The following is a 14,342-nucleotide window of genomic DNA, read 5'->3' as shown; positions in this document are numbered from 1 at the left end:
TTGCGGGTGAAGCGTGGCGCGCGTCGAAGCGCGCCGGAAGCGGTGTTAATCGGTGATGGTCGCACCTTCCTTCATCGCGGAATTGCGCTCTTGCGGGTTCATGGAGTCGAAGGTGGCCCGGGTGATCGTTTTCTTCCCGCCGGGAGCGCCGCCGCTACCGCCAGGTGCGCCGCTGCCCGAGCCACCAGTGCCCTTCAGGATCATGTCCTTGTTCGAGTATTGGCCGACCATCACTTGGATGGCTTCTTCGAAGTCGGCGTGGTTGCCGTGATTCGTGGCCGAGAAGATGGGGTTGCCATCGGCGCCCAGCGGCACCAGCTTGCCGTCATCCACCTTGAAGCGGTCACCGAAGAATTTTTGCGCGATGTCGGCTGGAATGGCCAACTTGTCAGCGATGAACTTCGATCCGGTGAAAGCGCCGCCGATGATGTGGTTGTTCAGGTTCTCCGTCAGCTTTTCGTTTTGTTCGGTCAGCGCGCGTTGCTTTTCTTCCGCCTGGCGGGTAGCGTTGGCGACAGCTTCATTTGCGGTACGCGTAGCAGCGTCCTTGATCTCCTGCACCTTGCCGGCAGTGACCAAGTCGCCTTCCTTGATGTTCTTCGCCAGCCTCACTGCCTCAGCTGCTGCGACTGGATCTTCGATGCCCGCATCCTTGAACGGCTTCAGCGCAGCTTCGGCGGCTTCTTTGGCGATGCGGTGTGCCTTGGCCTCACCGTTCAGGCGGCCAATGGTATCGACGGTACTATCAGCATCGAATGGTGCCTCGGTCCCGTTCGGGTGGATGAAGATCGGCAGTTTTCGCTCGGCGTCCATCGCAATGGTGCCGTCGGCATTGAATTTATATGGCATGGTTCAGTCTTTCCGGGCATCCGCCCTATCGATGGCCTTCCGGCCGGTGCGCCGCGTCGCATCCGCTTGCGGCAAAAGAAAAGGCCGCCAGGTTGCCCGGGCGGCCTTGAGTAAATCCGAATGATTTGGCGCTACTACGGCACGACAACGTCTGGCGCCTTCGGTGGCGCCGGCGGATCGGCGGCAATGCGCGCCTTGACATCCTTCCAGACCAGGTCGGGATTCACGATACCGTATCGGCGCATCTCGTTGAAGGCATCCTCCTTCGATAGCATGCCGGTCTCGACCAGGTCGATCAGTGCTGCTACGAACGGGCCGGCGGTCACCAGTACCGCGTCGGAGCTGAAGTCCTTGAAGATGTCGGTTTTGCCGCTGAACTCGCGCCCCACCCATTCGTGCATCAGGGTGATTGCATTGTCGAGCGCGTCCTCCTCGCCCTCCACCATCAGTTTCAACTGCGACTTGGCTTCGCTGTCCTCGATGTTGTTTTGGGTTGCGGTGGTGGCGACTTGCGTCTCGGCCAGCAGCTCGGCGCCCATGGCGCGCATCTGGTTTTCCAGATCCTGCAGCGACATGCGCCCGGCCTCGATCGCGGCGCCTGTGTGCTCAACATACTTCGCCTCGCCGCCAACAGGGAGGCGGAGAAAGGCTTTCGGTCCGATCTCGATATTGTCGTCATCTTGCAAGCCCGAGATGGCCAGCAGCGGCACGCGGGCGGTGTGCAAGATCGAGTCTTGATCGCTGGACGACTGCCAGTGCTTGATGTTCAAGTCGGCCATGTCGATCAGCGGCGGTGTCGCAGTCATGAACCCGGTGCGCTTCGTGTAGAAGGTCACCAGCGGCACCTTGCCCAGAGAGACCGGACCTTGCTTATGCGGCACCCAGTCTTCCGTGGCCTGGCCGGCGGCGGGCTTCTCAGCCTTGCGGTAGGTCGCCCAGGTCGACGGCGTCAGCACACGGATCTGCGGAATCGTCTTGGTGCCAAATTCGCCATCATCTTCGTCCACCGATTCCATGAAGCGCAGCATGCTCAGCGCTTCCTGACCATCTGGACCGCGCGCGCTGCGCCAGCCAAGAATCTGCTTCGGACTGATCAGCACCAGGTACGGCCGCACTCCGGCGGACTGCTCTGCTGCCTTGGTCGGGTACAGCTGCTTGCCGTCGTCATCCACCGTCGACGGCATGTCGACCAGCACGTGGGCCAGGCCGTAGCCGAGCCCAGCGAGGAACAGCTTGTGCGCGAACACGGTCACGTTGTTGCCGCACAGGTCGATGTTCTCCAGCCACTTCTCGGAATCGCCGTCGATGTCGCGCACGGTCGTCGCTTCGGCGAATGGCTTGGCCGCCATGTTCTCGACGGTCCGACCGGTCGCGTTGTACAGCGTACTGGTCTTCACCCGGAAATCATAGGCATCCTTGCTCTCGGCAGGGAAGCGCGGCAGGTACTTCTCCCCCGCCGCGCGCATGGCCTTGGTGCCGCCGATCAGGGCGTCCATCTTGGCCCAGTCTTCCTCCATGGCCTCGACGGCAGCAGATTTGTCGTTGACCTTGGACATAGATTCCTTGCTTAAATTCTGAGCTCGCCCGACTGGGCGGTGCGTTTGACGATCGGGTACCTCTTCACAATGAAGTAGCCGTTCGCGTCGTTCGGGTGATCGTGGCCGGTCTTCTTATCCGGCTGACCATCGAGCCCCCAGACCTGCTGCTCCAGCGCCTCGGTCGTCGTCGGGCACAGGTCGGTGTTAATCTTCCAGCGGCGCTCGCCGTCGGCGTTCAGGATCATCGCGTTGTAGGCGTTGACCCGGTCCTTCACGGCAGGGTTAGCCGGATTCACGTCGATCTGGAAGCGCGCTGAACGTAGGATCGAAAGATCCGACTCGCTCGCGTTCTTGCTCGTGGTGTTGGCACCAGAGGCATCCGGGTAAATCTTGATCTGGTGACCTTTGTCCGCGAAATCCTCCTTCAGGATTCGGGCCATGGCCGGCGTGTCGCGGACCTTCACGCGCTCAGCCAGCGTCAGCGGCAGGCCGTCGCGCACGACGTTGATGCATGCGGTCATGTTCTGCACGTTGAAGTCGAGCCCCACCTGCAGCGGTTCGCCCGGCAGAATGATCTGCGTTGTGCGATTCTGCACGCGGTCGAAGTCTGGGTAGACGCTGCCGCTGGTCAGGTTGGTGAACTTGCCGCGCAAGTAGGCATCGATCAGCGCCGGCGGATAGCTGGCCAGTAGCGACGGAATGTAGTCTGCCGGCAGGTTCAACTCGTTGTCGAACGTGCTGGCCTGAATCAAGCCGTACAGCGCCGCCAGTTCTGGCTTGTCGCGCACCGCCTTCACGAACTGCTGGTAGACGAACTTGAAGCCCTCGGGCGTGGTCGTCACATCGATGCCGTTCAGCAGCCCAGGTACGTTGTAGCGCATCCGCGCAATGATCTTACGCCACGCAGTCTGCGCCTTGAGCATCGGCATCACGTCGAGCTCGTCGATCAGCGCGTGGCCGATCTTGAAGCCGACGATGGTCTCGGGCTTCTCCATTGACCGGCAGATCACCGTACCACGGTAAAGCCGGCCCTGGTAGACCTCGACCTCGTGGTCACCCTGCTTGACCTTGATTTTCAGGCCCATCGCATAGGCCACCTCTTCCATCGTCGGATAGAAGATGTCGCGGATCTGCGGGTAGGTCGGCGCGAAGTAGCCTTGGTTTATGCCGGGCCACTGCCAGAAATGCATGCAGATGCCCACACAACCGACGAAGGTCTTCCCCGAACCAAAGCCAGCGACATAGGCCTTGAACTTGTGCGGCAGGTTGAGGAAATTCGCCTGCGGTACGTTCAGTTCAAGATTCGGTGTCATCGTGCTTCGCCGCGTCCTTCACGCCGATCGTGATTTGCACCGGCGTGGGCGGCTGATCGTTCTGCTCAGCCTTGTTCTTGTTGACGTAGATGTCGCCAACCTCCTTGGCAGCCTGTTCGATCACCTGGACGGCCAGCGCGATGTTGCGCATGCCCTCAGCCTGCTGCGCCATCCGGCCCAATGCGCGGAGGCGGAATGCACGGCTGGCAATCGGAATCTCCGCAACCTCGTCGCGGAACTTGGCGCGAGTGTCGTTGAACACAGTGCGCCACTTCTCGCTGAGATTGCGGCCGACGTAGCAGTTTGGGTCGTAGCAAGCCACCTGCTGGCGGAGCACATCTAGCCCGAATTCCTCTTTTACTGCCTTCGCCACCTGCGTCGGCGTGTCGTAACAGGCCAGCGCTTGGACGATGAACTGCTTCACCTCGTCTTTGAGTGCGGCCATAGTTGCCTTCCGGTAAAGCGTGCGTAAAGCTTACGCAGCCTTCAGCAAGCAGGTGCCGCAAGCCCTCGCTATATTGATCTTTGCCACCTCCGGGGTGGCGTTTGCAGCTGCGACCAGTTGAGCCAGAGCGCCGTCGGGGTGGCCGATGCCGTAGCGCCGGACCACGCCGACGAACTCTTCGATATCGTGACCTCGGATCGTCAGCTTCGGCATGCCGTACTTGTCGAAAGCCGGGCTGCCGAATGCGTCCATCTCCTGCCCGATGTGGTAAAGCTCGTGCTCGACCAGCGCGCAGAACTCGGCATCGGTGCAGGTCAGGCAGTAGCTGGCGTCCAGCGTGATCAGGTAATCCGGCACCGCGCCGAACCAGTCGGCCATCTGCTGTTGCTGGCGGCCTTTTTGCCACGGCCCGCAGCGAAACAGCATCTCTTCGCACTGGCCGATGACCGTGCGGCCCTGCTTCTGGAAGCTGCCGGGCGCCCATAGGAACTGAACGTCGCAGTATTCCAGGTGAGCGTGGTCTTCGTTGAACAGTTGGCCGCCGCCGGTCAGGATCTCCGCCCTCGCCCACTTCAGCACCTCGGGCGCTGGGGTGTAGCGGGAATTCAGAGGGTCGGCGTAGATGGCCGGCGGCATCGGGCGGCCGGCGCCTGGTGCGGCGGGCTTCTTCGCCATGGCTACAGCGGGTCGACCGACACCATCACCGGCGGCATCGTGTGGCCCAGCACCGCCAGCTCGACGCTGCCGCCAGCGTTCAGGATGGCCAGCTCTTCGGCGCTCGGGCGCCAGTAGGACTTCACCACCGGCATGCCGGCGTACTCGCTGCGCGTAATGGCCAGTGCCTCGCACGGCAGTTCGGCCTGGTTCCAGCCCTCCGGCGCGCCGAGCACGGCATTGTTCGATGGGTGCTGGATCTTGTTCATGTTGCTCTTTCAAGGTGTCACCGCCCGCGCCAAGCAGGGACTACTGGGCGTACTACATTGCCCAGCAGCCGGAAACACCTCTTGGCCTCGTCTTCGTCGGTGATCTGCGCCGCTTTTCGTAGCCCGCCCGCTGTGCGCTTTGGACGGTCAGCACGCGTCAGGAGTATGGCCAGTTGCAGGCCGTGTTCGGTTTGCGCGGCGCGGATGGCACCGGCGACATCTGGTCGACGCCGTACAGGATCATCATGATGGCGAGCAGTGACATTTGAGCACCTCGAACCCACTATTAAAAAGCTGGCGGGATGTTAATATTTCACTTCTTACCTAAAAGGAACCACATGCTCATCCTCTTGATAGACGATGATGCGGATGCCGTTGAGCTGTACAAAGAGTTCTTCGGACTGCTCGGCCACGAAGTGCATCTCGCAAGAACCGCCTATGACGCGCTCAATCTGGTAACCAAGCACGAATACGACGGAATTGTTCTGGACATCTTGCTACCGGACCTCGACGGCTACGCCCTCGCCAGTCGAATTAGGCGACTTCTCGCCTTTCGCCGCCGCGTCAGCATCGTGGCGCTTTCGGGAATGCCATTCGACCCCGCGCACCCACTCGCTGCGGAAGCAAACTTCGATGCCTATCTGCTCAAGCCGGCCCACCTTGATGTGATCCTTGCTGCGCTGGAGCGTTGTGGCGCATAACTGCTGCCGCGATGTGCGAATAAAAAGCCGGCGGCGCACCATGCGCGCGGCGGCGAAGGATCATCTGGCGACGATCGGGAGAAGCTGGAGCGGGCGAAGGGAATCGAACCCTCGTCATCTGCTTGGAAGGCGGCAGCTCTGCCATTGAGCTACGCCCGCGTGTATAGCGTTTCACAGCCCTGCGTTCTCATCCTCTGCCGTGGCCTCGGGATTACCGCAGGTGCTGCAACCACACAGCAGCGTGGCGGCGCGGTGCCGTCGCTGGTGTGTGGCCCCTCTTGCAAGGGGTGGTGAGGACCGCCAGTTTTCGCCGTTCAGCCCACATGGGCCTGGCGATCCTCGTGCTGCTTGGTTACTCGGCGGTGGTGGCGTGCTTCTTCGCCTGCGCCGCCTGGTACGGCATCCATTCGACGTAGCCATATGCTTCGGCGCCATCGACCGTCTTCGGCGTTGCATCACCCTCCTGGATCAGGGTGACGGAGGTCTTGGTGAACGGCTTGCCGTACACATCCAGCACCAGCACGTTGACCAGGCGGTCGCCGTGCACCGCCAGCACCGTTGCATCCAGCGGCTGCGGGTTGTAGTCGGGATTGCCCTGCATCGCCATCGGCAGCGGGCCAGTCAGATCGGAGCGGCTCGGACGGTACCAGACCTTGCGGCCTACGGTCGGAGTGATCATGTGAAATCCTTTGATCGTTGGTGCTGGGTTACCAGCGAGCTGGCTTGCGCGGCAACGTCGCAGCAGCGTCGCAGCAGCGTCGCGCGCCGCCGCCATGCCATCCTGTAACGCGAGCAACGCCATGCATATGCGCACCCAGCGAATCCTGGCGTGAACCTCGGCGACGGTGAGTGTGGTTTGCATGGCAGCCTCGCGAATCAGGCGCGGAAAAAGAAAAACCGCCACGAGGGCGGTTCGGTTTTTGCTCCAGCGCTATCTGCGAAGTGAGCGGTTTGTACACGCGAGCGAAAGCATCAAACGATTTTGGTGCTATCCTCGAATCACTGCTAGCGGTGAGGCTCGAAGCCTGCATTACGACACGCAGTGAGTGTGTAGGGCCCGACGTTAACGTACTCTTCGAGCGCCTGTCAACTCAAATGTGTATGCCACGCGCCACGCAGCATACCGGCAGCGCGCGCGTTGTGCGCTTGGAGCAATCCCTCCAGCTCCGACACCATGTCCAACACGCGCTCACGCTCAAAGCCTTGGCCGCCGACTTCGCCGCGCCCGGTTCCTTTGCAGGGAGTGCAGATGCGGCGATCCTTGTTGCCGGTGCCGGCGCACGTTGGACATTTTCCATCCAACCAGTGCGCAAGCGAACGCTCCGCGACGCGGCGATACAGCGCCTCGGCCGCCTGGCCATCCCAGGCATTGCCGATCTTCACCCACTTCCGTTCACGGCCCTTTTCGATCACGCGCGCAGTCCAGATGCGAAGCAGGCCGGCCAGGTTGGCGCTGCCCGATTCGAACATCTTGTGCTGCGTGCCGTCGGCGTACTTCACGCGCGACAGCAGCGCACCGAAGCCAGCGCCGGCCGTGTCCGCCACCGCCGCCGCGCACAGCGCATCGGTCGCATGATGGTGCTCATCGTCCAGCAGATTGCTCGAATTAACGGAGTGAAGGTATCGGTCAGCAAAGCCCATGTGGTGCGCTCCTTGGTGTGTGGCTGGACGTTAACACAGCCCTTCGCGCTTGCAAAGGGCTGCTGACTAACTTAGTCGGATGTGCCGGCGCCGGGCAGCGCCGGCGTGGTGCTCGACTTCAGAAAATCGATCTCCGGCCGCTCCCCGCGCAGCGCGGCATACGCCAGTTGCACCTTGGCCGATGAGATTATCTTGCCTGCGGTGTTGTTAATTTCGACCGCCTCCTTCGCTTCCATCGTCCCATCCTTCAGTCCGTTAAAAACTTTGATGAGGTCATTGCGGATATCCGTAATGGTTGTCATTTTATGATCCTCCTTTCTTTAGTGATTTAACTTGCCTACGAATTTTTACGATGACTCGCTGCAGCTCGAAAATTTCGGGCGGAACATCCGCCACCCTCACGCCCCAACTACTCGCGATGTACGAATTACTGACTCTGTCACGCCTACTCCGGTACTCCTGTCGCCCCTTGGCGCGCTGCTTTTCAAGTTGCGTCGGCGATAGTTCTCCGACCTTCTTCGTCACATTTAACCGAGCCTTATTCTCGCGATAGTAGCGATCCTGATAGCCGGGATGGTTCAGCCGCCACTGCCGTGTCCTCTCACTCGCACACGCTTTACATTCGGACTTCAAACCATCCGCAGCTGAGGTGCAACGAGAATAACTTGACCGCGATTTTTCAATTTCGCAGCGACTACAACACTTAAATCCCTCCTCGCTCATACCCGCAACACCCCATTGCGGTCGAACTCGCGAACAGCCGCGGCAGCGGCCCGCGATATGTCCGCATTCGACACCGTGCGCAGGAAGTCCATCACCTGCGGCAGCCCGGCCTTGAGCGCGCGCATCTCGTCGCCGCTGGCGCCGATCTTGCCGATGCGCTGAGCGCGGTGCTGGATATCGGCGCACGCCAGCACCATGTTCTGCGCCACCGCGAGGATGGCGTGGCCGGCCGGCGCGGTCCGCTTGACCATGTCCGCCGCCGACAGCAGGTCGTAGACGTGCTGCTCTTGCAGGTGGTCCATGCCCAGCGCGATCATTGCCTGGTAGCCGGGCATCTCCATCTGCACCTGGCGGCGCATGCCGAACGGCAGCACGGCCGGCTTGGGCGTGTAGCGCTTGCGTGGTTTTTTCGTCTTGCTCATGCTGCATCCCTTCGTCCACGATACGATTCCCAGTCGAACACCACCACCTTGCCGCCGCCCTCGCGCAGCCGGTCGACCGCGCGCGCGCCGAGGAACTTCTCCAGCTCGCCGAGCGCCAAGTTGCTGATGATGATCGTCGGCAGCCGCCTCTCGTAGCGGCCGTTGATAATGTCGAACATGATCAGCTTTTCGGTGTCGCTGCCGAACTGGACGCCCACCTCGTCGAGGATCAGCAGGTCCGGCGAAACCAGTTCGCGTATAACCTGGGCCTCTGTCTTCGCCGCGCCGCGCTCCCAAGTCTCCTTGACCGAGGCAATCACCCCGCGCACCGAGGCAAACACCGCCTGGCCGCCCTGCTCCAGCACCACATGCGCGATACCGACCGACAGGTGGGTTTTGCCGGTACCGATGTCACCGCAAAAAATCAGGCACATGCCGGCCTTGCGCACTGCGCCGAAGTTGTCGGCGTACCGCTGCGCCACCTGCAGCGCGCGCTCGGCCTCCGGGCAGGTCGGCTTGTACGTCGACAGCCGACGGTCTGAGAAGCGCTCTGGGATCGCCGCGCGGCCCAGACGAGCCTCCCATGCCCGCGCACCGAGTTCGCGCCGCCAGGCGTCGTTTTGGCTCGCCAGCGCGTTCATCTCGACCTTATTGGCGCACGCGATGCAATCGGACCAGCGGTCGGCCACCAGCATCGATGTGAACTCGCCATGCTCCGGGCAAGTCTCCAGGATCGCGCTGAAGTAGCGCGGCCGGCCTTCAGAACGAGCCATCTGCGCCAACTCCCTTGCGGTAATCCTGCGCCCCAAAGTTTCCATGCTGTTGCCCTTTCTGCGGCGTGCCGCGTTTGATGTTGAGTTGGTCCCACTTGCTTCGCAGCTTCGACGGCGACAGGATGTTGGCGCGCCAGAAGCTGTCGTCTTGCGCCCAGCCGAACAGCTCGCAGATCTCGCGGTGCGTGCGTTTGTCGCTCTCGCGCATCAGGCGTACGTCGTTCGCCCAGGTCGCGAGCTTCGGAAGCTTGTGGTTGGGATTGGTTTTTTTGATGCGGTCGAACAGCCATTGCGCGCAGGCCTCGTCCTCGGGCGTGTACTTCGGCGCAGCCGGTTCGCCCTGCTCAGCACCATTGCATTTCTGATCATCCTTCTGCTCGTCGGCGGAATTCGCCGACAAAGAAGTATGTATACTTGGTGTATGGGTAGTGGGTATTGGTGTCTGGGTAGCCGTAACAGGCGTTGCAGGTGCCGTTGCAGGTTGCGTTTCAGGCGTTTCAGGCTCAGCCGTTGCAGCAACCGTTGCAGGTAGGCCGGCAACCATCTTGCGCAGCTCCTTCATCGTGGTGTTCCAGGCCGCGTGAAGGCCGGCGGCCGTCAGCTGCTGGAACAGCGCCGCGCGCTCTTCGCGGTGGCGCTTCAGGCGCGTCTCTTCGTTCGCCTTCTTCGCCTCGCGCTCCGGCTCGCCGGCCAAGAACGCAGCAATATCAGCATCGCAGCGAGCATTGCGCCAGCCATCCTCGCCCAGCACGAAGAACTCGGCCAGCACCGTCTCCACCGCATCCTTCTCCTCCTTGGTGCGCGCTCCGACCAGGCGCTGCACTGCCTTCATGTCGGCCGGCAGCGGCTTCTCCTTGGCGTAGTACTTGCGGATGCAGCGGCTGTATGCTGCATCCTCGACGAACGACAGGTGCGCTGTCGCCTCGGCGTAATCGCCGATGTGGTGCTCGAAGTAATTCACTTCTCATTCTCCTGGTCCAGCGCCACCAGATCGAAGAGCGTAGGCATGCTCACCTCACGCTCGGCCAGCTGCAGGTAGTGCACCTGGTCGCGGAAGTAGCCGGCGTTGAGCTCCGATCCGGCGCCACGGCGGCCGAGCTTCACCGCGCGCACGCCCACTGTGCCCAGGCCGTGGAACGGGTCATAGACCACGTCGCCCGGGTTCGTGTAGCGGTTGATCAGGCGGTCAACGATGTCAATCTGGAATGGGCAAACGTGGTTCTCGACGGCGCGGGCAGACTGCTCACCGTTCAGGGTGCGCATGCGCACGATGTCGTGCCAGACCATCGGGTCGGTGCTGCCCGGCGCCAGGCTCATGAACGTGGCCGGTAGCGTCTTGTTGACCAGCATCTGCTCGCCGGTGGCGACGTGCAACTCGTAGTCGTAGACGTTGGCCAGCGACAGCTCGGTGAACAGCTTGGCCAGCTTGCCCGGGCCATAGGCGGCCAGCTCGGCCGCGCCCAGCAGCCGGTCGCCGCTGGCGCGCCAGAAGGCGTGCGCGTCGACCTGCCAGCGCGCCACGCTGTAGCCAGTGCCTGGGATCGGCGCCAACTTGCGGTCGAACGGTACGGCGGCGCCGGTGGTGGCATCCGTGCACAGCGGCTTGACCTTGGTCACCGGCACGTCGGCGTAGCCGCGTGAGCGGTCCGACTGCGGCTTGTGGAACAGCAGGACGTATTCCGGCATGCCGACGCCCATCTTCGTGCCGTCCTTGCACACCTCGGAGTAGCCCAGGCGGTAGGTCTGATTGTTCTCGCGCACCACGTCGGTCACCACCGTGATCATGCCCATGTAGTCGAAGCCGTGGCGGCGCGCGTGGAAGATCGCTTCCGCGTGGAACGGGCTGACGGTCGGCACGCCGGCGCCGGTGACGTTGCCGAACAGGATGCGGTCCTTAACGTGGCAGGCGTAGATCCGGCCGGGCTGAAGGATGCGCAGCAGCTGCGGCGTCAGGAAGTCCATCTGGCGCCAGAAGTGGTCATTGTCCTGGCTGTGGCCAAAGTCGTTGTAGCTCGCTGAATATTCGTACTGGTTGCCGAAAGGAATCGACGTCAGGATCATGCCCACCGAGTTATCCGGCTGCTCCAGCGCCTCCAGCACGCAATCGTTGTTCGCCACGCTGAAGTGCTCGCCCACGGCCACCTGGCGCAGCACGCCGATGGTCCGCGCCAGCGAGTCCTGCATCTGCAGCTGGTCCAGCCCGTATTCCCGGATAATCTCGCCCATGCGCGCCACCGCGTCATCGTGTAGGCGCCACTTCTCCATCAGCGTGGCCAGCACCGCGCGCTCCACTTCGGTGTGGATTAGGTGCACGCTGCAGGTGCCGGTCTGGCCAAACCTAAATATCCGATGAACGGCCTGGATGAAGTCCGCAAATTTGAAGCCGATGCCGGCGAAAATCATCATCTGGCACTGCTGCAGGTTCGGGCCGGCGCCGTACATCACCGGCTTCGACAGGAAGATGTCGGTGCGGCGCTCGCGCCAGTCGTCCATCAGTTGCTCGCGCACGTCCTGGTCCTGGCTGCCGTCCAGCGACGACACTTTCCAATTTGCCGCGGCAAAAGCGCGTTCCAGCGCGCGCTGCTCGTCGTTCAGGTCACACCACACAATCGCCTGCGCGCCGGCCGGACGCTGCGCCAGCAGGTCGACCACCTTGGCGACGCGGTCGTCCAGGCTCTCGCGCTTCTCGCCGGCGGCGGCCGACAGGCTCATGGCCACGTTCGGGATCAACAACCCCTGCCCGCTTTTCTCGTTGCCGGCGGCGTCGTAGTTGCTGGCCAGCTCGTGCACCTGCAGGTCCAGCGGCGGCAGAACGTAGCCGTCATCCGAGTGCCCAAGGTCGCTCGGCTTCTGAAGGTACAGCGCCCAGCTGGCCACCCACAACCAGAATTCATGCACCTTATGCGGATACAGCGTCAGGTTGCCGGCCTTCTCGCTGTCGCGCTGGAAGAAACGAGTCAGCGCCTGGCCGGTGTCCATCACGCCCAGGAACCCGGCGTAGTGGATCAGCTCCTTCAGGCGGTTCGGGCTCGGCGTGGCCGTGTAGACGAAGAGAAATTGCGCGTGCGCGAACATCGGCAGGAACTCTTGAAACGTCTTGCTGCCGTAGCTGCGCAGGATTGCAGCTTCGTCAAGGGCGACCGCATCAAAAAGTGTCGGATCGATCTTGCCATCGCGCACCGGCTCGTAGTTCGTCACGTAAATCACGTCATCACGGTCGACCTCGGCGCTCGACTTGATGAACTTCAGCTCGACCGTCAGGTCGCCAGTGAAGCGCTGGCGCACCTCGCGCGCAAACTCTTGGCGCACACCCAGTGGCATGATGATCAAACGCCGCACACCAGGTCGATGGATGCCGATCTGGCGCATCACCTCCAGATTGGTGGCGGTTTTGTGTAATCCGAAGCTGGCGAAGATAGCGCGCTGGCCGCCGGCGAGCGCCCACCGGACGATGTCGCGCGTGTGCGGTTTCAGGTGTGGGTTAATTTGTTCCAGTGGAACGTCGAAACCCTTCTTCGGCGCCAACTTGATCTTCTCGCGCAGGAACTGGCCATATTCAGCCTGTACCAGCAGTTTCTGTTCTTCGGGGCTAAATGCGCTCATTGATTCTCCGTTTCAGTTGTTCTGGACCGGCCGTCAAGCTGCGGCCGATTTCAGTTCTTTCAGTTTTTGTTTGTAATGCGCGGTCATGGCGATCAGTTGGTCGACCGTGTAGTGGCGCGGTTCGTTGTCCGCCTCCAGCGCTTCGACCCTGGCCAGCCCGATGCGCGCAATGAGGCCGACCCGGTAATCGATAGCGCGGCCGGAGTCGTAGCGGTTGCACTTCTTGAGTTGGGCGTGGCAGTTGTCAGGCTCAAACCGCAGGTGCGGCGCGCTACCACGGCTGCGGTAGTGGCCGGCATCCCATGTGCCGCCGCGTGACACGGCATCCGTTTTCCGGCCGCAGCAGATACACGGCAGATCGCGGTCGCGGAAACGCACCCAGGCATTGAAGGCCTTCTGGCAGTCCGCGACGTGGTCAGCCTTGCGCTTGAACTTGGCCAGCTTCTGTTCACGGTCCTTGCGCTCGGCGGACGCTGCTGCCTGCTTCTGCTTCTCCAGCTTCGCCATGGCCAGCACCGTGCCGCACTCCGGCGAGCACCAGATGACGAACGGCGCCGGCCGGACGAACTCCGCGTGGCACGTGCGGACAGCGCACTTGTGCTTTTTCTCGCGCACGGCCTTGGTCTTGATCTTCGTGACCTCCCGGTCCTCGATGCGCTCCGACCGAGCGAAGCCGCCGCGCTTCATCGGCGTGCTGCCCTGCTTGAGGGGTGTGCGGCGCATCATGCTAAGATTCCATTTTTACAAGGGTCTGCATGAACACCAGATTTCTCGAATGGCTCGTATTCGCCGTCTTCGGCGGTGTGATGCTCTACTCCTTGCACCACATACTCGCGGGCAGTTTCCCAGCTAACACCACGCCCGCGCATGGAGCCGGTGACTGGGCAACATGGGTAGGTGCGATTGGCACGGTAGGGACTTTGATCGGAACAATTTGGCTTGCAACCGCTGCAACTCGAAGGGAAAAGCAAATTGCTCACGATAGTGCCGTGTTGGCCGCAGCTGGCATTCAAATTCGACTTCTGGATACCCTGCATGCCCTGGTTGCGATTGCCGAAGAATTGGGTCGACCCATCGAAGACGATGGAAAGCCACAGCCATACGTCACCTGGGCCCACCGGATTAGATCCTCGATTACGTGGCAAATCGCAGACTTGACCCCGCTTATCCACGCGAAAGGCCAACCAGCCCCGGCGCTTGCAGTTGCCAGGGAATGGCTCTTGTCGTGTGCTGATGAACTGCAAAGCCGCCCTTTTAATCAGGATTACGACGACTTTGAATACTGGGAAGCGGCGGAGTTCAACCAATCCCAAGCCGACATCGTTCACGGTGCTGCCGAAATGATCCGCGAAGCCAAGAGGGCGTGCGATAGGCTTCTTGAGCACGTCCCTGCACCATAAGGCCGCGAAAG

16 protein-coding genes and 1 tRNA gene are annotated in these 14,342 nt (G+C 61.8%); 2 read left to right on the top strand and 15 right to left on the bottom strand.

Going from position 1 to position 14,342, the window contains the following annotated elements; genetic code table 11:
- Positions 1–45: 45 nt before the first annotated feature.
- The 6 genes from GJ699_RS02555 to GJ699_RS02530 all read right to left on the bottom strand — a co-directional run bounded on the left by GJ699_RS02555 (position 46) and on the right by GJ699_RS02530 (position 5,068).
- Entirely contained in the window at positions 46–849 is an 804-nt protein-coding gene (locus GJ699_RS02555) for a DUF6651 domain-containing protein (RefSeq protein ID WP_154372767.1), read from the bottom strand.
- Positions 850–983: 134 nt separating this feature from the next.
- A complete protein-coding gene (locus tag GJ699_RS02550) occupies positions 984–2,405 on the bottom strand; it encodes a DUF4055 domain-containing protein (protein ID WP_154372765.1) in 1,422 nt (473 codons plus the stop codon).
- An 11-nt stretch (positions 2,406–2,416) separates the two neighbouring features.
- Positions 2,417–3,700: a terminase large subunit domain-containing protein gene (locus GJ699_RS02545; protein WP_154372762.1), complete on the bottom strand. Its 1,284-nt coding sequence runs from the start codon at positions 3,698–3,700 to the stop codon at positions 2,417–2,419.
- A complete protein-coding gene (locus GJ699_RS02540; RefSeq protein WP_154372760.1) occupies positions 3,684–4,145 on the bottom strand; it encodes a DUF2280 domain-containing protein in 462 nt (153 codons plus the stop codon). The genes GJ699_RS02545 and GJ699_RS02540 overlap by 17 nt, the downstream gene beginning before the upstream one ends.
- A 30-nt stretch (positions 4,146–4,175) precedes the next feature.
- Positions 4,176–4,820: a putative metallopeptidase gene (locus GJ699_RS02535; RefSeq protein ID WP_229261900.1), complete on the bottom strand. Its 645-nt coding sequence runs from the start codon at positions 4,818–4,820 to the stop codon at positions 4,176–4,178.
- Between the two features lie 2 nt (positions 4,821–4,822).
- Entirely contained in the window at positions 4,823–5,068 is a 246-nt protein-coding gene (locus GJ699_RS02530) for a hypothetical protein (protein ID WP_154372758.1), read from the bottom strand.
- Between the two features lie 338 nt (positions 5,069–5,406).
- Between GJ699_RS02530 and GJ699_RS02525 the strand changes: the two genes are divergently transcribed.
- Positions 5,407–5,769, top strand: a complete 363-nt coding sequence (locus tag GJ699_RS02525; protein WP_195763440.1) for a response regulator — start codon at positions 5,407–5,409, stop codon at positions 5,767–5,769.
- An 85-nt stretch (positions 5,770–5,854) separates the two neighbouring features.
- Here the strand turns inward: GJ699_RS02525 and GJ699_RS02520 are convergent.
- From GJ699_RS02520 to GJ699_RS02480, 9 genes are all read right to left on the bottom strand, one after another.
- A tRNA-Gly gene (locus GJ699_RS02520) sits at positions 5,855–5,928 on the bottom strand.
- A gap of 193 nt (positions 5,929–6,121) precedes the next feature.
- On the bottom strand, positions 6,122–6,448 hold the full coding sequence (locus GJ699_RS02515) for a hypothetical protein (protein WP_154372754.1): 327 nt from the start codon (positions 6,446–6,448) through the stop codon (positions 6,122–6,124).
- 407 nt (positions 6,449–6,855) lie between these two features.
- Positions 6,856–7,410, bottom strand: coding sequence for a hypothetical protein (locus GJ699_RS02510; protein WP_154372752.1), 555 nt, complete (start codon positions 7,408–7,410; stop codon positions 6,856–6,858).
- Positions 7,411–7,481: 71 nt separating this feature from the next.
- Positions 7,482–7,712 (bottom strand): hypothetical protein, encoded by a 231-nt coding sequence (locus GJ699_RS02505; RefSeq protein ID WP_154372750.1) that lies wholly within the window; start codon positions 7,710–7,712, stop codon positions 7,482–7,484.
- A gap of 417 nt (positions 7,713–8,129) precedes the next feature.
- Positions 8,130–8,555, bottom strand: a complete 426-nt coding sequence (locus tag GJ699_RS02500) for a hypothetical protein (RefSeq protein WP_154372749.1) — start codon at positions 8,553–8,555, stop codon at positions 8,130–8,132.
- Positions 8,552–9,328 carry an ATP-binding protein gene (locus GJ699_RS02495; RefSeq protein WP_154372748.1) on the bottom strand — a complete coding sequence of 259 codons (777 nt, stop codon included), beginning with the start codon at positions 9,326–9,328 and terminating at the stop codon, positions 8,552–8,554. Before GJ699_RS02495 ends, GJ699_RS02500 begins: the two co-directional genes overlap by 4 nt.
- On the bottom strand, positions 9,315–10,289 hold the full coding sequence (locus tag GJ699_RS02490; RefSeq protein ID WP_154372747.1) for a YdaU family protein: 975 nt from the start codon (positions 10,287–10,289) through the stop codon (positions 9,315–9,317). Before GJ699_RS02490 ends, GJ699_RS02495 begins: the two co-directional genes overlap by 14 nt.
- Entirely contained in the window at positions 10,286–12,931 is a 2,646-nt protein-coding gene (locus GJ699_RS02485) for a DNA methyltransferase (protein ID WP_154372746.1), read from the bottom strand. The genes GJ699_RS02490 and GJ699_RS02485 overlap by 4 nt, the downstream gene beginning before the upstream one ends.
- A 33-nt stretch (positions 12,932–12,964) precedes the next feature.
- Positions 12,965–13,657 carry a recombination protein NinG gene (locus GJ699_RS02480; RefSeq protein ID WP_229261899.1) on the bottom strand — a complete coding sequence of 231 codons (693 nt, stop codon included), beginning with the start codon at positions 13,655–13,657 and terminating at the stop codon, positions 12,965–12,967.
- Positions 13,658–13,686: 29 nt separating this feature from the next.
- Here GJ699_RS02480 and GJ699_RS02475 point away from each other — a divergent pair, with 29 nt between their 5' ends.
- A complete protein-coding gene (locus GJ699_RS02475) occupies positions 13,687–14,331 on the top strand; it encodes a hypothetical protein (RefSeq protein ID WP_154372745.1) in 645 nt (214 codons plus the stop codon).
- Positions 14,332–14,342 lie beyond the last annotated feature (11 nt).

Source organism: Duganella guangzhouensis (assembly GCF_009674535.1).
In the GTDB taxonomy this organism is placed as follows: Bacteria; Pseudomonadota; Gammaproteobacteria; order Burkholderiales; family Burkholderiaceae_D; genus Rugamonas; species Rugamonas guangzhouensis.
The sequence above is the reverse complement of the archived record's forward strand: the minus strand, read 5'-3'. Positions and strand labels throughout refer to the sequence as shown.